21 protein-coding genes are annotated in these 21,071 nt (G+C 72.6%); 6 read left to right on the top strand and 15 right to left on the bottom strand.

Annotation, left to right across the window (positions count from 1 at the left end; genetic code table 11):
- Positions 1 to 22: 22 nt before the first annotated feature.
- The gene (locus tag ABTW87_RS00210) at positions 23 to 412 is read right to left on the bottom strand and encodes a hypothetical protein (RefSeq protein ID WP_350647008.1); all 390 of its coding nucleotides are present in this window, start codon (positions 410 to 412) and stop codon (positions 23 to 25) included.
- Between the two features lie 155 nt (positions 413 to 567).
- Here ABTW87_RS00210 and ABTW87_RS00205 point away from each other — a divergent pair, with 155 nt between their 5' ends.
- Positions 568 to 1,920, top strand: a complete 1,353-nt coding sequence (locus tag ABTW87_RS00205) for an ABC transporter substrate-binding protein (protein ID WP_350647006.1) — start codon at positions 568 to 570, stop codon at positions 1,918 to 1,920.
- 53 nt (positions 1,921 to 1,973) lie between these two features.
- Here ABTW87_RS00205 and ABTW87_RS00200 read toward each other — a convergent pair whose 3' ends face one another.
- From ABTW87_RS00200 to ABTW87_RS00190, 3 genes are all read right to left on the bottom strand, one after another.
- Positions 1,974 to 2,717, bottom strand: a complete 744-nt coding sequence (locus tag ABTW87_RS00200) for an enoyl-CoA hydratase/isomerase family protein (protein WP_350647005.1) — start codon at positions 2,715 to 2,717, stop codon at positions 1,974 to 1,976.
- Positions 2,714 to 3,571, bottom strand: a complete 858-nt coding sequence (locus ABTW87_RS00195; RefSeq protein WP_350647003.1) for a 3-hydroxyacyl-CoA dehydrogenase family protein — start codon at positions 3,569 to 3,571, stop codon at positions 2,714 to 2,716. Before ABTW87_RS00195 ends, ABTW87_RS00200 begins: the two co-directional genes overlap by 4 nt.
- Before the next feature lie 66 nt (positions 3,572 to 3,637).
- Positions 3,638 to 4,438, bottom strand: coding sequence for a class I SAM-dependent methyltransferase (locus ABTW87_RS00190; protein WP_350647001.1), 801 nt, complete (start codon positions 4,436 to 4,438; stop codon positions 3,638 to 3,640).
- A gap of 158 nt (positions 4,439 to 4,596) precedes the next feature.
- Here ABTW87_RS00190 and ABTW87_RS00185 point away from each other — a divergent pair, with 158 nt between their 5' ends.
- Positions 4,597 to 4,977, top strand: coding sequence for a PPOX class F420-dependent oxidoreductase (locus ABTW87_RS00185; protein WP_350646999.1), 381 nt, complete (start codon positions 4,597 to 4,599; stop codon positions 4,975 to 4,977).
- A gap of 79 nt (positions 4,978 to 5,056) precedes the next feature.
- Here ABTW87_RS00185 and ABTW87_RS00180 read toward each other — a convergent pair whose 3' ends face one another.
- Both ABTW87_RS00180 and ABTW87_RS00175 read right to left on the bottom strand, forming a co-directional pair.
- Positions 5,057 to 5,266: a BldC family transcriptional regulator gene (locus ABTW87_RS00180; protein ID WP_007073996.1), complete on the bottom strand. Its 210-nt coding sequence runs from the start codon at positions 5,264 to 5,266 to the stop codon at positions 5,057 to 5,059.
- Between the two features lie 251 nt (positions 5,267 to 5,517).
- Positions 5,518 to 6,357: a DUF8083 family protein gene (locus ABTW87_RS00175; protein WP_350646991.1), complete on the bottom strand. Its 840-nt coding sequence runs from the start codon at positions 6,355 to 6,357 to the stop codon at positions 5,518 to 5,520.
- 222 nt (positions 6,358 to 6,579) lie between these two features.
- On the opposite strand from ABTW87_RS00175, the gene ABTW87_RS00170 reads away from it, so the two are divergent.
- Both ABTW87_RS00170 and ABTW87_RS00165 read left to right on the top strand, forming a co-directional pair.
- Positions 6,580 to 7,662: a Glu/Leu/Phe/Val family dehydrogenase gene (locus ABTW87_RS00170; RefSeq protein ID WP_350646989.1), complete on the top strand. Its 1,083-nt coding sequence runs from the start codon at positions 6,580 to 6,582 to the stop codon at positions 7,660 to 7,662.
- 295 nt (positions 7,663 to 7,957) lie between these two features.
- Positions 7,958 to 8,173, top strand: coding sequence for a DUF3073 domain-containing protein (locus ABTW87_RS00165; protein WP_155329428.1), 216 nt, complete (start codon positions 7,958 to 7,960; stop codon positions 8,171 to 8,173).
- Between the two features lie 148 nt (positions 8,174 to 8,321).
- Here the strand turns inward: ABTW87_RS00165 and amcA are convergent, their stop codons facing one another.
- The 5 genes from amcA to ABTW87_RS00140 all read right to left on the bottom strand — a co-directional run bounded on the left by amcA (position 8,322) and on the right by ABTW87_RS00140 (position 13,115).
- Positions 8,322 to 8,558, bottom strand: coding sequence for a multiple cyclophane-containing RiPP AmcA (gene amcA, locus ABTW87_RS00160; protein ID WP_350646987.1), 237 nt, complete (start codon positions 8,556 to 8,558; stop codon positions 8,322 to 8,324).
- Complete coding sequence (gene amcB, locus ABTW87_RS00155; protein ID WP_350647565.1) at positions 8,527 to 9,630, bottom strand: cyclophane-forming radical SAM peptide maturase AmcB; 1,104 nt, start codon at positions 9,628 to 9,630, stop codon at positions 8,527 to 8,529. The genes amcA and amcB overlap by 32 nt, the downstream gene beginning before the upstream one ends.
- A 168-nt stretch (positions 9,631 to 9,798) precedes the next feature.
- A complete protein-coding gene (gene purM, locus ABTW87_RS00150; protein ID WP_350646985.1) occupies positions 9,799 to 10,953 on the bottom strand; it encodes a phosphoribosylformylglycinamidine cyclo-ligase in 1,155 nt (384 codons plus the stop codon).
- A 62-nt stretch (positions 10,954 to 11,015) separates the two neighbouring features.
- Positions 11,016 to 12,602, bottom strand: a complete 1,587-nt coding sequence (purF, locus tag ABTW87_RS00145; RefSeq protein ID WP_350646983.1) for an amidophosphoribosyltransferase — start codon at positions 12,600 to 12,602, stop codon at positions 11,016 to 11,018.
- 159 nt (positions 12,603 to 12,761) lie between these two features.
- Positions 12,762 to 13,115: a sterol carrier family protein gene (locus ABTW87_RS00140; protein ID WP_350646982.1), complete on the bottom strand. Its 354-nt coding sequence runs from the start codon at positions 13,113 to 13,115 to the stop codon at positions 12,762 to 12,764.
- Positions 13,116 to 13,278: 163 nt separating this feature from the next.
- Here ABTW87_RS00140 and ABTW87_RS00135 point away from each other — a divergent pair, with 163 nt between their 5' ends.
- Entirely contained in the window at positions 13,279 to 15,213 is a 1,935-nt protein-coding gene (locus tag ABTW87_RS00135) for a hypothetical protein (protein WP_350646981.1), read from the top strand.
- Positions 15,214 to 15,387: 174 nt separating this feature from the next.
- On the opposite strand, the gene ABTW87_RS00130 is transcribed toward ABTW87_RS00135, so the two are convergent.
- From ABTW87_RS00130 to purS, 4 genes are all read right to left on the bottom strand, one after another.
- A complete protein-coding gene (locus tag ABTW87_RS00130) occupies positions 15,388 to 16,146 on the bottom strand; it encodes a 2-phosphosulfolactate phosphatase (protein WP_350646980.1) in 759 nt (252 codons plus the stop codon).
- Between the two features lie 4 nt (positions 16,147 to 16,150).
- The gene (gene purL / locus ABTW87_RS00125; protein ID WP_350646979.1) at positions 16,151 to 18,973 is read right to left on the bottom strand and encodes a phosphoribosylformylglycinamidine synthase subunit PurL; all 2,823 of its coding nucleotides are present in this window, start codon (positions 18,971 to 18,973) and stop codon (positions 16,151 to 16,153) included.
- Positions 18,974 to 19,040: 67 nt separating this feature from the next.
- Entirely contained in the window at positions 19,041 to 19,721 is a 681-nt protein-coding gene (gene purQ, locus ABTW87_RS00120) for a phosphoribosylformylglycinamidine synthase subunit PurQ (RefSeq protein WP_350646977.1), read from the bottom strand.
- Positions 19,718 to 19,978, bottom strand: a complete 261-nt coding sequence (gene purS / locus ABTW87_RS00115) for a phosphoribosylformylglycinamidine synthase subunit PurS (protein ID WP_350646975.1) — start codon at positions 19,976 to 19,978, stop codon at positions 19,718 to 19,720. The genes purQ and purS overlap by 4 nt, the downstream gene beginning before the upstream one ends.
- A 393-nt stretch (positions 19,979 to 20,371) precedes the next feature.
- Between purS and ABTW87_RS00110 the strand changes: the two genes are divergently transcribed.
- Positions 20,372 to 21,055, top strand: coding sequence for a S1 family peptidase (locus ABTW87_RS00110; protein WP_350646973.1), 684 nt, complete (start codon positions 20,372 to 20,374; stop codon positions 21,053 to 21,055).
- Positions 21,056 to 21,071: the final 16 nt, after the last annotated feature.

The following is a 21,071-nucleotide window of genomic DNA, read 5'->3' as shown; positions in this document are numbered from 1 at the left end:
CCCCGACCGGGTGCCGCACGGTTCACCTGGCGCGGCTGCGGAGCGTGGCGACTGTCGACCCGGCCAGGGTCAGCAGGCAGTCGGGCAGCAGCCCGTCGGCCGCCGCGGCGCCGAACAGCGCGGCACCGGTGTCGCCGTCGGAGTTGGCGTACGCGCTGACGAACCGGGCCACCCAGCGGGTGTCGTAGCCCGCCTCGTCGATGCCGGGGAAGTCGAGCGCGCACGTGCCGGCCGCCCCCGGCTCACCCACCATCGTCGCCGCGAGACACCACGCGACCCCGTACGCCCCGGCCAGGCCGGACCGGTCGACGACGGCGTCGAAGGTGCCGCAGACCCCGTCGCCGTCGCCGGCCAGCGCCGAGCGCAGCACCGCCGCGGCGTCGTCGAGCGTCTGCTGTGGTGATTCGGTCACGCAGGGCACGGTAGGACGGCCGGTCAAGCCACCGCCCGGCAGCTACTCTCCGTAATCAACGCGGTCTACCTGCGGATTGAGGTGTAGCCACGGTCCCGCGCGGAAGCCCGGCACGCTAATCTGCCCAGCGGACCTTCGCCGGAGGAAGGACGACCATGTTCATCTCACGCGCCACGCGAGCAGCCACCCTGGCCGCCTGCGCGACGTTCCTGCTCGCCATCAGCGCTTGCGGGACCGACCAGCCCGAGGAGGGTGACACCACCACCCAGGTGCGCCTCTACGGCACGGACGGCAACATGCTCAACTCGTACCCCGCCGAGCTGAAGGAGCGCGCCGGTCTGGTCGACGGGATGAAGGGCACGACGCCGCTGACCCCGCTACCGGAGGACTTCAAGAACCGCCTGCGGTCCATCGACCCCCGCCTGACCGACTACCTCTACGCGTCAGAGACGTACGACGCGGTGTTGATCAGTGCGCTCGCCGCGCAGCTCGCCGGCACCACCGACCCGGCGGCCATCGCGCAGCAGATCGTCGGCGTCACCAACGGCGGCCAGCGCTGCGAGACCGCGGCGACCTGCCTCCAGCTGGCGCGCAACGGGCAGGACATCGAGTACCGCAGCGTCTCGATGACCCGGGCCGGGTTCACCGACGCCGGCGAGCCGTCCACGGCGAGCTACGCCACGCTGCACTTCGACGGGCAGCAGATCAACGACGGCAAGACCGAGTTCGTGGGCGCGGGCACCGAGTCGGCCGCCAGCACCGCGGCGCCCCCCAAGCCGAAGAAGCAGGGCAAGGGCGCGGCCGACCGCAACGACGGCTCCCCGCTGGTGCTGGGCGGCCTGCTGCCGAAGACCGGTGACCTCGCGTTGGCCTACCCGCCGATGGGCGCCGGCGCCGCTCTCGCGCTCAAGGAGGTCAACGCCGCCGGTGGCGTCCTCGGCGACCCGGTCACCTGGGTCGACGGAGACGACGGCACCAACCCGGCGGTCGCCAAGGCCACCGTGGCGAGCCACGTCGCGGCCGGGGTGCACGTCATCATCGGTGCCGGCGGCTCGGGCATCTCCCGGCAGGTGCTCCCCGACGTGGTCGGGGCCGGGCTGATCCTGTTCTCCCCGTCGAACACCGACGCCAGCCTCACCGACCTGGACGACAAGGGTCTGTACTTCCGCACCGCTCCGCCGGACAGCCTGCAGGGCCGGGCGTTGGCCGACGTGATCCTGCGGGACGGTCCGGAGAAGGTCGCGATCGTCGCCCGCAAGGACTCCTACGGCGAGGGCCTGCAGAACATCGTGCGTACCGAGCTGGAGAAGGCCGGCATCGGCGCCGACCGGCTGAAGCTGCTCACGTACGAGCCGCCGGAGGACGCCAAGGCGAAGCCGGTCGACTTCGGTTCCGGCGCTCAGGAGATCAAGACTTTCGGGGCGGACGCCGTCCTGATCATCGGGTTCGGTGAGTCGGCCGCGGTGATCCGCGCCCTCGTCGACGCGGGGGTCGAACTGCGGCGCTGAGCCGAGCGGACGAGGACGGCCGCACCGGGTGCACCGGTGCGGCCGTCGCCGTTTCAGGACCGGCGGCGCCGCTCCAGGAACTCGGTCATCCGCCGGTACTTCTCCTCGTCCTCGAAGAGCACCGCCTGGCTGACCAGATCCAGGTGCGGGTGGGCGCCGGCCGGCGCGTCCACGGCCAGCTTGGTGAGCCGTAGCGCCAGGGCGGAGCCCTTCGCCATCTCGTCGAGCAGGTCGTGCGCCGCCGGCAGCAGCTCCGCCGGCTCGGCGACCACCCGGTTGACCAGGCCGATCCGTGCCGCCTCCTCGGCGTCCACCCGCCGGCCGGTGAAGAGCAGCTCCTTCGCCCGTGCCTCGCCGACGAGGGCCGGCAGCCGGTGGGTGGCGCCGGCACCGGCCAGGATGCCGAGCCGGATCTCGGGCTGCCCGAAGACCGCACGCGCCGTACAGACCCGCAGGTCGCAGGCGTACGCCAGTTCGGCGCCCCCGCCCAGCGCCGGCCCGTCGACGGCCGCCACGGTCGGCATCGGCAGCGCCCGGATCCGGGCGAACACGGCCGAGTTGATCGCGGCGAGCGCGTCCAGCCGCCCGCGCTCGCGGAGCTGCCCGATGTCCGCGCCCCCGGCGAAGACGCCGTCGGCGCCGCCGGTGAGCAGCAGCAGCCGTGGCCGGGCCTCCAGCTGGGCGCACAGCTCGTGCAGCTCGCGGACCAGATCGGCGTCGATGGCGTTGCGCTTCTCGGGTCGGTCCAGCGTCGCCACCACCCGGTCCGCGTGCTCCTCGATCCGCAGCCCGGTCATGCCTTGACCCCGTTCTCCCAGCGGTAGAAGCCCTGGCCGGACTTCTTGCCCAGCCGGCCGTCCGCGACCATCTCGACCAGCAGCGGCGGCGGGGCGAACCGGTCACCGTAGGCGGCCTGGAGCGTGCGCGCGATGTCGAGCCGGACGTCCAGCCCGACCAGGTCGGTCAGCTCCAGCGGCCCGATCGGGTGCCGGTACCCGAGGACCATCGCCTTGTCGATGTCGGCCGGGCTCGCCACGCCGTCGGCGACCATCCGGATCGCCTCCAGGCCGAGCGTCACACCCAGCCGGGAGGTGGCGAAGCCGGGCATGTCGCGTACGACGACGGGGTCCTTGCCCAGCCGGCCGGCGAGCGCGAGGGCCGCGTCGGTGGTCTCCGGTGCGGTGGCCGGGCCGACCACGACCTCGAGCAGCGCCATCGCCCAGACCGGGTTGAAGAAGTGCAGCCCGAGGAACCGGTCGGGCCGGGCCAGCCCGCCGGCCAGTTCGGCGATGGAGATGCTGGAGGTGTTGCTGCCGAGCAGGGTGGGACCCAGCGCCTCGGCCTCCCGCAGCACCGACCGCTTGAGGTCGGCCCGCTCCGGCACGGCCTCCACCACGATCCCCGGGCCCTCGGCGACCTCGGCGAGGGCTCCCCGCAGGGTCACCCGGGCCCGGTTGCTCTCGGCCTGCTCGCTGGTCAGCCGGCCCCGGGCCACGGCCCGGTCCCACAGCTCGCCGAGGCGCGCGGTCGCGGCCCCGCCCCGGGCCCGGTCGACCTCGACCAGGTCCACGGCATACCCGGCGCCGGCCGCCACGTACGCGATCCCGAGGCCCATCGTGCCGGCCCCGACGACGACGAAGTGTTCGCTCATCCCGGGGACCCTAGCGGGTAAGGAAGGGCCCCCTCTTAACGCCTCCGGTAGAGGAAGGGCCCCTTGTTAACACTCCCGGCCGCGCCCGCCCTCGCGCAGCCGCAGGGTCGCCAGGTAGTACGGGGCGTCCCCGTCGTCCACGTCGGCAAGGTGCCAGGGGCTCCCGTGGACCAGCGCGCCCAGTTCCTCGGGGGAGCAGACCAGGTAGTCGAACCAGGGCGTGCCGAGGTCCCGGTAGCGCAGCCGCAGCCGCAACTGCCCGGCGAGGCGTCCCCGACTGCGGTTGCGTTCGTGGTACGCGGTGTGCGCCGGGTCGTTTGTGCCGTACGGGTCGGTGCCGTGCGCGATCACCTGCGCGCCGGGGCGGGCGAGCGCGGCCAGCGCGGCGAGGAATCCGGGTGCCCGCTCACGCCCCTCGATCAACCCGAGGTTGTTGCCGAGCAGCAGGAGGGTGTCGTACCGCCGCCCGTCGGCGACGTGCGCGTCCACGGTCGCGTGCACCAGGTCACGTACGCCCCGGCGGCGGCACACGCCGAGCGCGCCCGGCGAGGTGTCCAGTCCGGTGACCGGCACGCCGCGCTCCTGGAGCAGCAGCGCGATCCGACCCGCACCGACACCGATGTCCAGCGTGTCGCCCCGCACCCGGTCGACGGCGCGGTGGTCGTACGGCTGCCACCGATCGGGCCCGTCCAGGTAGTGCGCCGCCGGGGCGCCGTTGATCAGACCGTCGTCCCGTTCGATGATCTCGATGACCGGCCGGGGCAGCCGGCCACCCGCGAGCGGCCGGGGGCCGACCCCGGTGGCCACCGCGAGCGCGTCGCGCAACATCTCCCCGTACGCGTCGCCGGTGCGCGGCTCGCCGATCATGCCCTCACGGTACGGCCTGGGCCGCCGACCCGCCCACGTCGCGACCGCACCACCGACCGGCGACCCTGCGGCCCCGATCGTCCCTGGTCAGCGACAGGTACGGACGACACGCCCTAACCGCCCACTCAGCCGGCCGCGGCGGTCATATCCTGGGCGACGTGACCACGTTGGACCGGCTGGCCGCGGAGAAGTACATCCTGCTCACGACCTTCCGCAAGGACGGTCGTGCGGTGGCGACGCCGGTCTGGGCGGTCCGCGACGGCGACGCGCTCGCGGTGTGGACCGTGGCGGACTCCGGCAAGGTGAAGCGGATCCGCCGCAGCGGAGACGTGACGGTGGCCCCCTGTGACGTCCGGGGGCGGCCGCACGGCGCGGCGGTGCCCGGCCACGCCACGCTCTCCGACGGTCCGGGAACCCGCCGGGTCCGTGCCCTGATCAAGGAGAAGTACCGGCTGCTCGGGCGGCTCACCCTGCTCGGCAGCCGGCTGCGGCGGGGCGAGCAGGGCACGGTCGGCATCCGGGTGACGCTCAAGGACTGACGGCCCCTGGACATGCGCGAGGGCGGCGGACCGATCGTCCGCCGCCCTCGCACACATCGTCTGTTGGCTGTCGCCCCGGTCAGTCCCCCTGGCGCTGCTGCGGGATCTGCCCCTGCAGCAGGGCCCTGACCTCCGACTCCCGGTATCGACGGTGCCCGCCGAGGGTCCGGATGGCGCTCAGCTTGCCGGCCTTCGCCCACCGGGTCACCGTCTTCGGGTCGACACGGAACATCGACGCCACCTCGGCCGGCGTGAGCAGCGGCTCCGGTTCGTGCGTTCGCGATGCCATGGGTCACTCCTCCACATGTATAGACATCGGCCGGGGTCCCGCCGGCCGACGCGTCTCCCATGGTCCGGCTAGTCCCCGATGTCCGACATGGGCCGAACGGCCGAACGTCCCTAGACGGACGGATGAACCATGCCCGAATTATGCGACTTTTACGCGCCAGAAAGTACCTTATTCGGACTCATGATCACGGTTCGTGATGCGTCAACTACGAACGCGCCTCGCCTTCAGCCGCTATTATGGGCGATTTGCGCTTAGTTGCACCGCTCGAGCAACTGCACCGCCCGCCACCGGGCGACCAGCTTGTCGTACGCCGCGGACGCCTCCTCCGCCTCGCCCCGGGACAGCCCGGCCAGACCGGTCGCCACCAGCTCGGGCGAGTCGTCGGCGGCGAGGGTCTCGTCGGAGAGCAACTCCACCAGTCCCCCGTAGTCCAGTTCGACCACCGACCGGGGATGGAACTCCTCCAGCCAGCGCGCGGCCTCCTCCACGGCCTCGGTGATCGGCGCGGCACCCACCGACTTGCGCAGCACGGCGAGGGCACGCGACGACCGGCGGCGAGCCTTGGAGATCTCGGTGCGGTACCGCAGCGCCCGGCGGCCGGGCTCGGTGACGTGGTGCCGCTCCTCCGGCGCGAAGAGGACGAACCACCGCAGCGGCACACCCCAGGTCGCGACCTGCTCGTGCACCCGCGGGACACCGTGCTCCAGCACGCGCGCCCCACTGCGCCAGTCGTCCACCACCGCCTTCGCCTGCCCCGCCAGGACCGGCGGGACGAAGGCGTCGGCCAGCACCGGAGGTACGCCGTCCCGCGCGCTCAGCGCCGCTTCCGCCACCCGGATCCGCAGGTTCCACGGGCACACCAGCAGCGTGTCGTCCGCCTCCAGGACGTACGCCTCCTCCGGCAGCTCCGGCAGCCGCGTCCACCCCGCGCCGAGGGCCTCGATCACCGAGGTACGCTGCCGGCCCGGCCCCTCGCCCGGGGCGACCGCGCGTCCCTGTTCGACGTAACGGCGCCAGTACGTCTGACGGTCACGGTCGAAGGCGGTCAGCGGTTCGTACACGCGCAGGTATGAAGCGAAGAGCGACGGCACGGCGCGATCCTCCCACGAGTCGGACGCGAAGCCCCGGCGGCACCGCATTCACGTACGCCGCGGGCGGGCGGTCCGGAGGCACCCGGTCCCGCCGTACGGACGCACACGCCGGGGACGGCGGGGCGACGTCGGCCGATACTAGGCTCAGCGGCACCGGCAGCATCCCGCCGGCGTCCACAGGTCCGCGGCCCACAAGGCCGCACACCACACCAGGAGCGAGTCATGGGCGTTTTCGCCACCACCGACGACCCCGGGTCGGCCGGTCACGAACAGGTCGTGTTCTGCCAGGACAAGCAGACCGGCCTCAAGGCGATCATCGGCATCTACTCCACGTCGCTGGGCCCCGCGCTCGGCGGCACCCGGTTCTACCCGTACGAGAGCGAGGAGGCCGCCCTCGCCGACGTGCTCGACCTGTCTCGCGGCATGGCGTACAAGAACGCCCTCGCCGGTCTCGACCTGGGGGGCGGCAAGGCGGTCATCTGGGGTGACCCGGAGCGGATCAAGAGCGAGGCGCTGCTGCGCGCCTACGGCCGCTTCGTGGAGACGCTGCGCGGCCGGTACTACACCGCCTGCGACGTCGGCACCTATGTCGCCGACATGGACGTGATCGCCCGGGAGACCCGGTACGTGACCGGCCGCAGTGTCGAGCACGGTGGCGCCGGCGACTCCTCGATCCTCACCGCCTGGGGTGTGTTCCAGGGCATGCGCGCCGCCGCGGAGCACGTCTGGGGCGCACCGACGCTGCGCGGGCGGCGCGTCGGCGTGGCCGGCCTCGGCAAGGTCGGCAAGTACCTGGTCGGTCACCTCCTCGAGGACGGTGCCGAGGTCGTGGCGACCGACGTCAACCCGAAGGCCCTCGAGTGGGCCCGCACGACCCACCCGCAGGTGACGCTCGTCGAGGACGCCGCCGCGCTCGTCGCCGCCGACATCGACGTGTACGCGCCCTGCGCGCTCGGCGGTGCCCTCAACGACGACACGGTCCCGGCGCTGCGCGCGAAGGTGGTCGCCGGCGCCGCCAACAACCAGCTCGCCCACTCCGGCATCGAGAAGGTGCTCGCCGACCGCGGCATCCTGTACGCGCCCGACTACGTCGTCAACGCCGGTGGGGTGATCCAGGTCGCCGACGAGATCGACGGCTTCAACTTCGAACGGGCCAAGCTGCGGGCGACGAGGATCTACGACACCACGCGGGAGATCCTCCGCCTCGCCGACGCCGAGGGCGTGCCCCCGGCGGTCGCCGCGGACCGGCTGGCCGAGCGGCGGATGGCCGAGGTGGGCCGGCTGCGGACCATCCACCTGCCGTGACCGCGACCCGGGGGCGGGCCGGGTCTGGTTCCGCCCCTGGGCCTCCTCGCCCGGGCAGTGGCCGTTAAGCTGTAGTTCGCGGTGATTCGTCCGGTGTCACGGGCGCTCCCCAGGGTCGGTCCTTACCGGGTACACTGTGTGACGACCGGACCACCGCGACGCGCGGAGCCGGTCGACGGTAACCCGAGGTGCCGAACGACGGCATCCCCATGTACCGTAAGAGCCACGAGAGATGCCTGACGTCATCGGGGCCCGCCTTCGGGCTGCCCCGCATTCTGTGCGAGGGGGTCGAGCCATGGGGCGCGGCCGTGCTAAGGCCAAGCAGACAAAGGTGGCGCGGGAGTTGAAGTACCACTCCCCGAACACCGACCTCGCCGCCTTGCAGCGAGAACTCGGCGGCAGCCGCAAGTCGGACCACGACTTCGACGACGACTACAAAGAGTATGTCGACGACGATGACGAGGACCACGCGGACGACGACCCGGAGTCCTGGGTCCGTCCCACCCGCTGACCCCCGGTCCCATCTGAGCACGCGGTACGACCCGCGTGCTCACGTATGTGCCCGCACGGCAGCGGCGTCCTGACGATCCGACCAGGCCGTGTCCGGAGTCCCGGGCTGGGACTCCGGACACCGACCACCATTCGTGGCCTGCCCGCGCTCAGCGTGGTCGGTTGTTCCAGTTGTAGAACGTCGGGATGTTCTCGAAGTGGTTCCAGGCGCACACCGCGCTGGCCCCGTCGCCGCCCGCCACCTCCGCGCGTAGTCGACGCGCGACCTCGGCCTCGTGGAGCAGCGCGGTCAGGCCGCTACCCGCCGCTCGGACGCGGTCGGCGACCTCCTCCAGGGCGGCACCCGTCGCGCGCTCAGGCTGCCGGTGACCGGTGGTCTCGGGCATGCTCCAACACTCCCTCCAGTAGGCGGATCTTGCTGTTGCGGCAGTGCTCGGTCTCCGTACCGTCAAAACGTCCCAGCTCGAAGTAGCGGTTGGCCGCGTGACCACCGCCACAGAAGCCGAAGTACGGACAGGACGCGCGGCAGGACTCGACACCGGCGAGGAACTCGCCCACCCAGGGCGTCCGCTCGGCGTCGGCGAGGATCTCCCCCAGCGGCGTGACCAGCACGTTGCCGCTGCTGAAGTCGCCGTAGCGGGGGTCGGTGAAACCGGCCAGCTCGGGCGACAGCACGGTCACCGACCCGTCGTGACCAACCGTGGGAATCGGGTCCAGGCGCCGGGGCAGCAGGTCGTCCCCGCTGCCGTCGAGCACCGCCGCGACGTAACGCAACGACCACTCGACCTCGCGCAGGTGGATGCGCGGATCCCGGCGCCAGGCCGCCACCAGTTCCGCCCAGAAGGCGGTCACCGCAGCCGCGTCGTGCCGGTTGGACCGGGTGTTGACCCCCTCGGCCTCCTCGATGTTGATGCCCAGCACGTCCGGGCCGAGGTCGAGGAAGTAGTCGTACAGCTCGCGGGCGAGACCCGGCTCGGGACGGCCGACCACGGCCAGCGCCGAGAACGGCAACCCGTGCCGGCGCAGCGCCTCGACGCCACGCACGATCCGGTCGTACGCCGGACGTCCCGCCCTGGTCACCCGGTCCTCGTTGCGCTCCCGCGGCCCGTCCACGCTGACGCTGACCCGGATCCGGTGCTCGGCGAAGAACCGGCACCAGGCGTCGTCGATGAGCGTCGCGTTGGTCTGGACGTGATGCTCGACCTCCGGACCGAACGGGGCGATCAGAGCGGCGAGATGCTCCCGCCCCGCAGCCAGCGGCTCGCCGCCGTGCCACACCACCGAGAACCGCCCGGACCGCGCCCACGGATTGACCGACGCCGCCACCGCCTCCGCCACCCGCACCGGCATCCGCCGGTCCTTGGCACGGAACGGCAGGTAGCAGTACGCGCAGTCGAGATTGCAGAGGGTGGTGGGCTGCATCACCACGTACGTCGGGACCGTGGCCAGGCCACGCATCCCGTTGATCGACTGTCCCCGTGCAGCCATCGCCCTCCTCTGCCGTGCCTGAGGAGCTGACCAGGCACCAGGCGTGCCCGACAGCGTTGAGGGTGCCCTTCAGGCTAGGCGGCGACGGCCACCCGGGTGAACCCCTGATCAGGTGTCCGTACGATCACCAGAGCGTGATCAACCGCGGGTGTGCTGCCCGATCATCTGGACGTCGCCGGAGCCCTCGATGATCTCGCCCGCCTGCCAGGCGTCGACCCCGCGGCCGGTGAGCGTGGCCAGAGCGCGGTCGGCGTCCTCGGCCGAGACGATGGCGAACATGCCGACGCCCATGTTGAAGGTCGCCTCCATCTCCGCGTCCTCGATGCGGCCCTTGGACTGCACCAGGTCGAAGATCGGCTGCGGCTTCCAGGTGGCCCGGTTGACCACCGCGTCGACGTGCTCGGGCAGGATCCGGACCAGGTTGCCCGGGATGCCGCCGCCGGTGACGTGGGCGAGCGCCCGCACCTCCGCCTCGGCGATCAGCTTGAGGCAGTCCTGCGCGTAGATCTTGGTGGGGGTGAGCAGCTCCTCGCCGAGCGTGCGCTGCCGCCCGAAGTCGTCGATCACCACGTCGAGCCGCATCCGGCCGGCGCCGAGCAGCACGTGCCGGACCAGCGAGTAGCCGTTGGAGTGCAGGCCGGACGAGCGCATGGCGATCACCACGTCGCCGACCTCGACCCGCTCCGAGCTGAGGATCTCGCTCTCCTCGACCACGCCGACGCCGGTGGCGGAGATGTCGTACTCGTCGGGGCGGAGGACGCCCGGGTGCTCGGCGGTCTCGCCGCCCAGCAGCGCGCAGCCGGCGTACCGGCAGCCGTCGGCGATGCCGGCGCCGATCTCGGCGACCTTGTCCGGCACGACCTCGCCGGTGGCGATGTAGTCGAGCAGGAACAGCGGCTCGGCACCGCAGGCGACCAGGTCGTCCACCACCATGGCGACCAGGTCGATGCCGACCGTGTCGTGGATGTCCATCTGCTGGGCGATCACCAGCTTGGTGCCGACACCGTCGGTGGAGGAGGCGAGGATCGGGTTCTTGTACTTCTTCGTGTCCAGCCGGAACAGGCCGGCGAAGCCGCCCAGGTCGCCCATCACCTCCGGCCGCCGGGTCTGCTTCACCTTCGACTTCAGCAGCTCGACCGCGCGGTCACCCGCCTCGATCGAGACCCCGGCGTCCGCGTACGAGACCGAGCGTTTGCGCGCCGGGCGGCCGGTGCCGGCCGTCCAGGGCTGGCGGTCGCCGCCGGCGCCGGTCGGGCTGCTTCCTGCGCCGCTGCGCTCGGACACGTGCGTCACGGTTCTCCCCTTTGGTGGTTCCGGCGCGGGGACCGGCGGTGGCCGGGCCGCGCCCGGTGGTGCTACGGGCGGTGGGTGGTAACCGACGGTTCCAGGTCGGAACGCGACGTCAGGCGCGCCGGGTCGAAACCGTCGTCGCCGCCCGGGTTGGCGACGAGCGGAGGGGTGTGCTGGTCGGAGGCTCCGGCGGTGACACGCCGGCCGACCCCCTCCAGCACGTGCTTGCCGATCAGGTTGGCGGCAGGCAGCTCAATCGGGTACTCGCCGTCGAAGCAGGCCCGGCAGAGCCGGCTCTTCGGCTGCTCGGTGGCCGCGATCAGGCCGGAGAGCGAGACGTACCCCAGTGTGTCGGCACCGATCGACCGCCGGACGCCCTCGTTGTCCAGGCCGTTGGCGAGCAGCTCGGCGCGGGTGGCGAAGTCGATGCCGTAGAAGCACGGCCAGGTGACCGGCGGGGAGGAGATGCGGACGTGCACCTCCAGCGCGCCGGCCTCGCGGAGCATCCGCACGATGGCCCGCTGGGTGTTGCCGCGGACGATGGAGTCGTCGACCACGACCAGGCGCTTGCCCCGCACGTTCTCGCGGAGCGGGTTGAGCTTGAGCCGGATGCCGAGCTGGCGCAGCGTCTGCGACGGCTGGATGAACGTCCGCCCCACGTACGGGTTCTTCACCAGGCCCGCGCCGTAGGTGATGCCGGACTCCGCCGCGAAACCGATCGCGGCCGGCGTGCCGGACTCCGGGACGGGGATCACCAGGTCGGCCTCGACCGGGTGCTCCTTGGCCAGCTGGCGGCCGATCTGCACCCGTGCGGCGTGCACGTTCCGTCCGGCGATGGTGGCGTCCGGACGGGCGATGTAGACGTACTCGAAGAGGCAGCCCTTCGGCTCCGGCGGCGCGAACCGCGCGGAGCGCAGCCCGTCCTCGTCGATGGCGATCAGCTCGCCGGGCTCCACCTCGCGGACGACGCTGGCGCCGACGATGTCGAGGGCGGCGGTCTCGCTGGCGACCACCCAGCCACGCTCCAGCCGGCCGAGCACCAGCGGGCGGACCCCGTGCGGGTCGCGGGCCGCGTACAGCGTCGACTCGTCCATGAAGACGAAGCTGAACGCGCCCCGCAGTCGCGGCAGCACCTCCAGCGCGGCGGCCTCCACCGACAGGTCGGGCCGGCTGGCCAGCAGCATGGTCACCAGGGAGGTGTCGTTGGTGGCGCCGTCGGCGGCCATCCCGCGCTCGGCGACCTCACGCTGCAGCTCGGCGGTGTTGACCAGGTTGCCGTTGTGGGCCAGCGCGATTGTCGTGCCGGACGTCGTCGCGCGGATGGTCGGCTGGGCGTTCTCCCAGGTGGAGGCGCCGGTCGTCGAGTAGCGCGCGTGGCCGATCGCCACGTGCCCGCGCAGGCTCGCCAGGGTCGGCTCGTCGAAGACCTGGGCGACCAGGCCGAGGTCCTTGTAGACCACCACGCCCGAGCCGTCGCTGACCGCGATGCCGGCCGCCTCCTGTCCCCGGTGCTGCAGAGCGTACAGCCCGAAGTACGTCAGGTTGGCGACCTCCTCGCCCGGGGCCCAGACACCGAAGACGCCGCACGCGTCCTGGGGGCCGGGACGTTGGGGATCAAGGTCGTGGCTCAGCCGGCCATCGCCTCGGGGCACCTGCCGCTCCCTCATGCTGGACTGGCCTGGCGGGATCACGGGATCCGCACTCCTCGGCCGGGACCACTGTCGTCGCCTGACAGTGTACGCGAACCCGAGTCGACACAGAAAGTCATGAAATCGCTGCGGAACGTCACGGACTGGCCTGGATGACCGCAGCTAGAGCGGCAGGTGCGCAGAGAGATCCGCCCGGGTCCCGCTGACCCGTACGCGACCCTCCGTGACCGCCTCCGCCCAGTCGAGGCTCCCCGTGGCGACCCGCAGCCAGGTCTCCGGATCCATTTCCACCACGTTCGGTGGGGTGCCCCGGGTGTGTCGAGGACCCGGCACGCACTGAACTGCACCGTAAGGTGGGACACGCACCTCCACCGATCGGCCGGGGGCGCGCTCCACGAGGGCGGTCAACAGGGCACGGACCGCCTCTCGGAACACCGGCCGATCGGGCGTACGCCCCTCGTCGAGCGCCGACAACGCTGCCGCGACCGCGGCGGACTTAACGTGCGGAGAGGACACGACGGGACGATACGACTCGTGCGCGGCCGGTCTCACGCTGGCCCTGGGTCGCGCTGATCCGGTCAGACAAGGCATAGTTGCCGACGGCGTATTCGTACCGTGATGATCCCCGGCCCGGCGACCGCCGGCCGCGGAGGGAAAGCAAGTCCGGAAGGCGGTGGACGTGTCAACACACCGACGTGCCTGGAAGCAGCGGGCCGGTGTGGTCGTGGCGTTGGTGGTCGGCGCCCTGCTCACCGTCCCCGCTACGCCAGCTTTCGCGGCCAGTGTCTCAGTCTCTCCGGGCTCGGTCACCGTGAACGCCGGCAGCGACGCAACGGTCACCGTTCAGGTCACCCCTGGCCCCGACGACGAGAACGCCCAGATCAGCCTCACCGGCCTGCCCTCCGGGGTCTCCTGCTCCGGCGGATGCGGCCAGATCAATTTCAACGGCCAGTCCGGGCAGCCGCGGTCCCAGTTGCTGACCATCAAGGCGAACGACAACGCCGGTGACGCCAACGTCAACGTGACCGTGCGGGTCGAGGCCGATTCCGGCCCCGGCACGGCCAATTTCCAGCTCACTGTCAAGGGCAAGGCGGCGCCGCCGACGCAGGCGCAGACGGTCAAGACGGTCTCCGGCAAGGTCGTCAACCAGACCGACGGGAAGGCCGTGCCGAACGCGGTGGTGATCCTCCAGGACGCCAGCGGCAAGCGGTTCGACGACATCACCGACGACAGCGGCAACTTCCGCTTCAACGGCTCCACCTCGAGCCCGATCGCCCCCGGCCGGTTGGACATCGGCGCGAGCGTGGGCGACGTGCGCGCCTTCAAGAGCTTCAACGCCTCCGCCGGGCAGAGCATCACCGGCCAGCGGATCGCCCTCGCCATCAAGACCGAGGCGACCCCGAGCGCCACCCCGTCCGAGAGCGTCGAGGCGCTGCCCAGCGAGGAGGCGACCGAGGAGGGCACCGAGGAGTCGGTGGACCCGGCCGCTGCCGCCCCCACGAACGCCAGCAACGAGGACTCCGGCGGCATCGGCTCGCTCCTGATCATCCTGCTCGGCGGCCTCCTCGTCGCCGCCGGTGTCGGCACGATCGTGCTGCTGTGGATGCGCCGCAAGGAAAACGGTGACGAGGCCGATGAGGGCGTCGCCCCGGTCACCGCCGCCGCGGGCGCGGTCCCGGCGGCCCGGGGCGCCTACCGGGGAGCGGACGACCACACCCGGGTGGTCAACCCGGCGGGGGTCGCCCCCACGATGGTCGGTGGCTCCGCCATCAGCGACGCCCCGACGATGATGCACCGACCGATGGTGGACGACGTCCCGCCGGACCCGTACGGTGCGCCGCCGCAGGCGTACGGCACGCCCGCCGGCCAGGGCGGCTGGGCCGGCAGCGGGTACGGCGACGAGCCGGCCGGGCCGGGCGCGTACGGCGCCCCGGGCTACGGCAACGCCCCGTCCTCCGGTGGCGGCTACGGCAACGCCCCGTCCTCGGGCGGTGGCTACGGCACCCCGTCCCCGGCCGGCGGCGGCTACGGCGGCAACGACTACGGCGCTCCCGCCGGAGCGACGGCTGGCGCGGGGTACCCGCCCGTCCCCGGCGGCGCTCCCGGCTACGGCGAGCGGTACGACGAGCCGACCGGCCGGTACCAGGGCGAAGCCACGCAGTACCCGGCGCCGGCCGACCCGTACGCGACCGGGACGTACCAGCAGGACGCGGGCTACGGCCAGTCGGAGCCCGCGTCCTACGGCCGAGGCGGCGAGCCGACCGGCGGGTACGACCAGCGCGGCGGGTACGACCAGGGCGGCTACGGCCAGCCGGGCGGCTACGGCCAGGAACCCCCGGCCCAGCGCGGCGGCTACGACGACCGCGGCTACGACCAGGGCGGCTACGGCGGCGGGTACGGCCAGCCGGGCGGCTACGGCCAGCCGGGCGGCTACGGCCAGCCGGGCGGCTACGGCCAGGAACCTCCGGCGCAGCGTGGCGGCTACGACGACCGCGGCTACGACCAGGGCGGCTACGGCGGCGGGTACGGTGACCCGGCCCAGGCCGGCCGGGGCCGACCCGACGGCCCACCACAGGAGCGGGGCGGTCGGCGGCTCGACTGGCTCGACGACTGAGCGAACCCCACGGTTGAGGGGCCGTCCGGACTCGGACGGCCCCTCAGCCGTTCCGGTCCCGGCCCGGTGCGCGCCCGTGCATGATCACGCTGCAACGCAGATGCAGTGGCTTCCCTGCGATGGCGACACCACTTCTTCGTGCTTCGAGCACGATCCCCGGGGAGCGGGCCGTCGTCAGGCCGCCGCGAAGACGCCGTTGCGAAGCACCGGCACCACGTCCGAGACGCCGACCTGCACGGCGATCTCCACGTCGGCGGCGAACCCGCCCTCGGTGAGTTCCCGCCCGGAGACGCTGCCGCGGACCGCGGCCGGTACGTCGGGGGTGCTGGCCAGTGCGGCGAGCGCCATTGCCGCCTCGACGGAGAGTCCACCGGGCACCCCGGAGAGCGCGTCGAGCACGCATGCCGCCCCGAGCTGGTCCTCCACCGACGGTCGCAGCGATCCGTCCGGCCAGCGCTCCCCGGCGGCGACGACCCCGATCGGCGCCGCCGTCGAGCCGTACCCCTGATGGCGGAGCCAGCGCCCGACGGCGCGGGCGTTGCGCAGGCAGGCCGCGACCACCGGCAGCCCGGTGGCGCTGGCGGCGGCGCTGATCGCCGAACCGTTCGGCGACGGCAGGACCAGCTCGGGGACGGCCGGCGCGGCGGTCAAGGCCGCCGGCGACAGCGACCAGGGGTGCTCGGGCGAGGTACGGCGGCGGCCCACCGCGGCGACGGCACCCACCCGGCGGGCGTACTCGGCGGCCTGTTCACCCCACGGGAACGGGTGCACCCGAGTGCCCCGGGAGACCGCGACCTCGACGGCGGTGGTGAACGAGAGGACGTCCACCACCACCACCAGCACCGCGCAGACCCGCCCGAACTCGGCCGCCCCCGCCAGTCCCCACTCGAACCGGGCGCCGGAGCCGGGCTGGGCGTGGACGGCCGCGGTCAACGCCTCAGCGCTTGTCGGGTGCGGAGGGCTGCTCGGAGTCGCCGGATGCCGACCCGGACGGCCCCGCGTCGGTCGTCGCGGCCTGCTCCTCGGCGGTCTCGACCGGCTCAGTGGCGATCACACCGCCCGGCGAGGCGACGTCGCCCGCGCCCGCCGACGGCTCCCCGGCCTCCGCCGGCGACCCCTCAGCCGCCGACCCCTCAGCCGCAGGCTCCTCAGCCGCCGACTCCTCAGCTGCCGGCCCCTCAACCGCTGGCTCCTCGCCTGCGGCTGCCGGCTCGGCGGCCTCGGACACCGGCTCGGGTGCCCCGGTCATCGGGTCGGGGCCGGACGAGGCGATCGGCTCGCTCACGACCTCCGCCGGGTCGAGCGGCTCGGCGTCGGTCTCCGTGGGCAGCGGCACCGCCTCGACCGCGCCGGCCACGCCGGCCGCCGGAGCGTCCACCTCCACCAGCTCCGCGCCGCCGAAGAGACGCGGGAGCGTGGCGCTGTGCACGGCGTGCAGCTCGTCCAGGCCGATGCGGAACTGGCCGTGCACCTCCAGCGCGCCGCCGGCCGAATCGGTGACGCCGATCAGCTCGTACGGCACCCCGCGCTCGGCGGCCAGGCCGGTGAACGCCTTCTCGTGCCCGCGCGGCACCGAAACCAGCACCCGGCCGGCGGACTCGCTGAACAGGAAGACGAACGGCATGGAACCGCCGGCGAACCGCTCGGGCACCGCGATCCGGGCCCCGACACCGCGCCGCAGGCAGGACTCGACCAGAGCCTGGGCGAGACCCCCGTCGGAGAGGTCGTGCGCGGAGCTGACGTGACCGGCCCGGGCGGCCTCCGCCATCAGGTCGGCGATCGCCCGCTCGCGGCCGAGATCGACCTGCGGAGGTACGCCGCCGAGGTGGTCGTGGGTCACCCACGCCCACTCGGAGCCGGACAGCTCCACGTGCGTCTCGCCCAGCAGGTAGATCTGGTCGTGGTCGCCGCCGCGCGGGACGAAGCCCATCGACACCCGGTCGGCCACGTTGTCCAGCACGCCGAGCACACCCACCACCGGCGTCGGGTGGATGGCCGCCGCGCCAGTCTGGTTGTAGAAGCTGACGTTGCCGCCGGTCACCGGAATGCCCAGCTCGGCGCAGCCGTCGGCGAGGCCGCGGACGGCCTCGGCGAACTGCCACATGACGCCCGGGTCCTCCGGCGAGCCGAAGTTGAGGCAGTCGGTGACGGCGATCGGCTTCGCGCCGGTCACGGCCACGTTCCGGTACGCCTCGGCCAGCGCGAGCTTGGCCCCGCTGTACGGGTCGAGGCGGGCGTACCGGCCGTTGCCGTCGACGGAGAGCGCCACGCCCAGGCCGGTGCGCTCGTCGATCCGGATCACCCCGGAGTCCTCCGGCTGGGCGAGCACGGTGTTGCCCAGGACGTACCGGTCGTACTGCTCGGTGACCCAGGTCTTGTCGGCCAGGTTCGGCGAGGCGATCATCCGCAGGACGGTCTCCCGCAGCGCCTCCGGGTCGCTCGGCCGGGGCAGCGTCTCCGCACGGTCGGCCTGGAGCAGGATCAGGTCGGCCGGCTCGCGCATCGGGCGCGCGTACACCGGGCCGTCGTCGACAAGCGAGCCCGGCGGCACGTCGACCACCAGGTGGTCCCGCCAGGTGATGACCAGCCGGCCCGGCCTGCCGTCCGGGGCCGGCGCGGTGACCTCGCCGATCGCGGTGGCCCAGACGCCCCACTTCTCGGCGGTCTTGAGCACGGCCTCCAGCTTGTCCGGCTCGACGATCAGCAGCATCCGCTCCTGGGACTCGCTGGCCAGGATCTCGTGCGGATCCATCGAGGGCTCGCGCAGCGGCACCCGCTCCAGCCAGACCCGCATGCCGGTCCCGGCGGCGGCGGCGGTCTCGGTGAGCGCGCACGTGAGACCGGCTCCGCCGAGGTCCTGGATGCCGGCGACGAGCTGGGCGTCGTACAGCTCCAGGCAGGCCTCGATCAGGAGCTTCTCCATGAACGGGTCGCCGACCTGAACCGACGGGCGGCGCTGCTCGCTGCCCTCGTCGAAGGTGGCGCTGGCCAGCACCGACACACCGCCGATGCCGTCCCGGCCGGTCTTGGCGCCCATCAGCACCACGACGTTGCCCGGGCCGACGGCGGCCTTGTTCTGCAGCCGGTTGACCGGCAGCACGCCGAGGCAGAGCGCGTTGACCAGCGGGTTGCCCTGGTAGCAGGGGTCGAAGACGACCTCACCGCCGATGTTGGGCAGGCCCAGGCAGTTGCCGTACCCGCCGACGCCGGCCACGACGCCGGGCAGCACGCGGGCGGTGTCCGGGTGGTCGGCCGCGCCGAAGCGCAGCGGGTCCATCACCGCGACCGGGCGGGCGCCCATGGCGAGGATGTCCCGGACGATGCCGCCGACGCCGGTCGCCGCGCCCTGGTACGGCTCGACGAAGCTCGGGTGGTTGTGGGACTCGACCTTGAAGGTCACCGCCAGCTCGTCGGAGACCCGGACGACGCCGGCGTTCTCGCCGATGCCGGCGAGCAGCCGGTCGCTCGGCGGGGCCTTCTCGCCGAACTGGCGCAGGTGCACCTTGCTCGACTTGTAGGAGCAGTGCTCGCTCCACATGATCGAGTACATGGCGAGCTCGGCCTGGGTGGGTCGGCGGCCGAGGATCTGCCGGATCCGCTCGTACTCGTCGTCGCGGAGGCCCAGCTCGGCGTACGGCTGGAGTTCACCCGGCGTGCCAGCGGCGCGGGGGACGGTGTCCACGCCGTCGGCCCAGTCCGTGACGACGGCGTCCCGGGCGGGCGCCGCCGGGGCGGCCGGAGCCGGATCCTGGGTGGTCATGACCTCTCCTCGCTGCGCACAGGACCGCCCGTCGGGCGGGTGAGCCGACCGATGATGCCGCGTACGGTCACGCCGGGGACCCCACCAGGTGCTTGAGCACCGAGGTGAAGAAGCCGAGGCCGTCCAGGGAGGGCCCGGTCAGCTCCTCCACCGCGTGCTCGGGGTGCGGCATGATGCCGACCACGTTGCCGGCGGAGTTGGTGACGGCGGCGATATCGCGCTGCGACCCGTTCGGGTTGCCGACGTAGCGGGCGACGACCCGGCCCTCGGCCTCGAGCTGGTCCAGCGTCGCGGCGTCGGCGACGTAGCAGCCCTCGCCGTTCTTGACCGGGATCAGCACCTCCTGGCCGGGCTGGAACGCGTTTGTCCACGCGGTGCCGGCCGACTCGATGCGGAGGACCTGGTCGCGGTTGCGGAAGTGCAGGTGCTGGTTGCGGGTCAACGCACCGGGCAGCAGGTGGGCCTCGCAGAGGATCTGGAAGCCGTTGCAGATGCCGAGCACGGGCAGGCCACCCCGGGCCGCGTCCACGATCGTCTCCATGACCGGGGCGAACCGGGCGATGGCGCCGCAGCGCAGGTAGTCGCCGTAGGAGAAACCGCCGGGCAGGACGACGGCGTCCACCCCGTGCAGCTGCGGGTCACCGTGCCACAGCCGCACCGGCTCGGCGCCGGCGATCCGGACGGCCCGGGCGGCGTCCCCGTCGTCGAGCGAGCCGGGGAACGTCACCACACCGACCCGGGCGGTCACGAGCCGGTGCCCACGGTCTCGTCGGCCTCGACCCGGACGGTGAAGTCCTCGATGACCGGGTTGGCGAGCAGCTTGTCGGCGATCTCCCGGGCTCGGTCCAGGTCCGGTTCACCGGTGAACTCGATCTCGATCCGCCGACCGATCCGGACCGAGGCGACGTCGCTGACGCCGAGCCGGGGCAGCGCGTTTGCGACGGCCTGGCCCTGCGGATCGAGGATCTCGGGCTTGAGCATGACGTCGACGACGACGCGAGGCACTGGGCACTCCTGACTGTGTACGCAGTTGGGTGCCGACCCACTGCTGGGCGAGCGCAGCCAGCCTACCTGGCAGATGCCACGGCGGACGCACCGGCCGCACGCGGTTCAGCCAGTGATCGTCGTCGTCAGCGCGGCGGGCCGGAGACCGTTGCGGGTTCGTTGCGATTCCGATGCGGATCCGTTGCCGTCCGACCCGGTATGCCCGATTCTGCCCCACCGGACGGTACGACCCACATGACATGGACTTCTTTCGATGAAACACTTGTGAACCGCATCGCGGGGCCCTACGGTACATCGTCAGACATCGATAGATGTCCTGGCCGGCGCGCCACCCCCGCCCGCCGGCCGGCAGACCAGACCCGGTGAACCCGGTCCCATCCCCGAAGGAGCCCCATGCGCATCCGATCCCTGGTCGCGGTCTTCGCCACCGCACTGGCCGGCGTGCTCGGCGCCAGCTCCGGCGCCCTCGCCAACCCGACCCCCACGCCGTACATCATCGGCGGCGGCTACGTCTCGTCCGCCCCGTGGGCGGCGGCGGTGTTCAGCAACGGGTCGTTCACCTGCTCCGGCACGATCATCGCCCCGCAGTGGGTGCTCACCGCTCGGCACTGCCTCGGCGGTTCGATGTCCGTCCGGGTCGGCAGCGTCTACCGCTCCTCCGGCGGCGTCACCCGCACGGTGAGTGCCACCTACGGCCGCTACGACCTGGCCCTGATGCGGCTCTCCAGCTCGGTGAGCACCAGCTACGTGACGCTGGCCAGCAGCAACCCGCCGGTCGGCTCGACCAACCAGATCTACGGCTGGGGCATGACCTGCTACAGCGGCTGCTCCGCCTCCAGCCAACTCAAGACCGCGAGCGTCCAGGTGACCAGCAACAACGCCAGCGACGCGTACGGCGGGCAGGCCATCCGCAGCACCCGGATCAACGGGAACGCGTGGCGGGGCGACTCGGGCGGCCCGCAGTTCTACAACGGCCGCCAGGTCGGTGTCGCCTCCACCGCCGACGGCTACAACATCCAGAACTACGGCAGTGTGGCCTACAACCGGGCCTGGATCACCTCGGTGGCCGGTGTCTGACGGTTAGCGCCTCGGG

This window comes from Micromonospora sp. NPDC126480, assembly GCF_040302465.1.
Lineage (GTDB): Bacteria > Actinomycetota > Actinomycetes > Mycobacteriales > Micromonosporaceae > Micromonospora.
The sequence above is the reverse complement of the archived record's forward strand: the minus strand, read 5'-3'. Positions and strand labels throughout refer to the sequence as shown.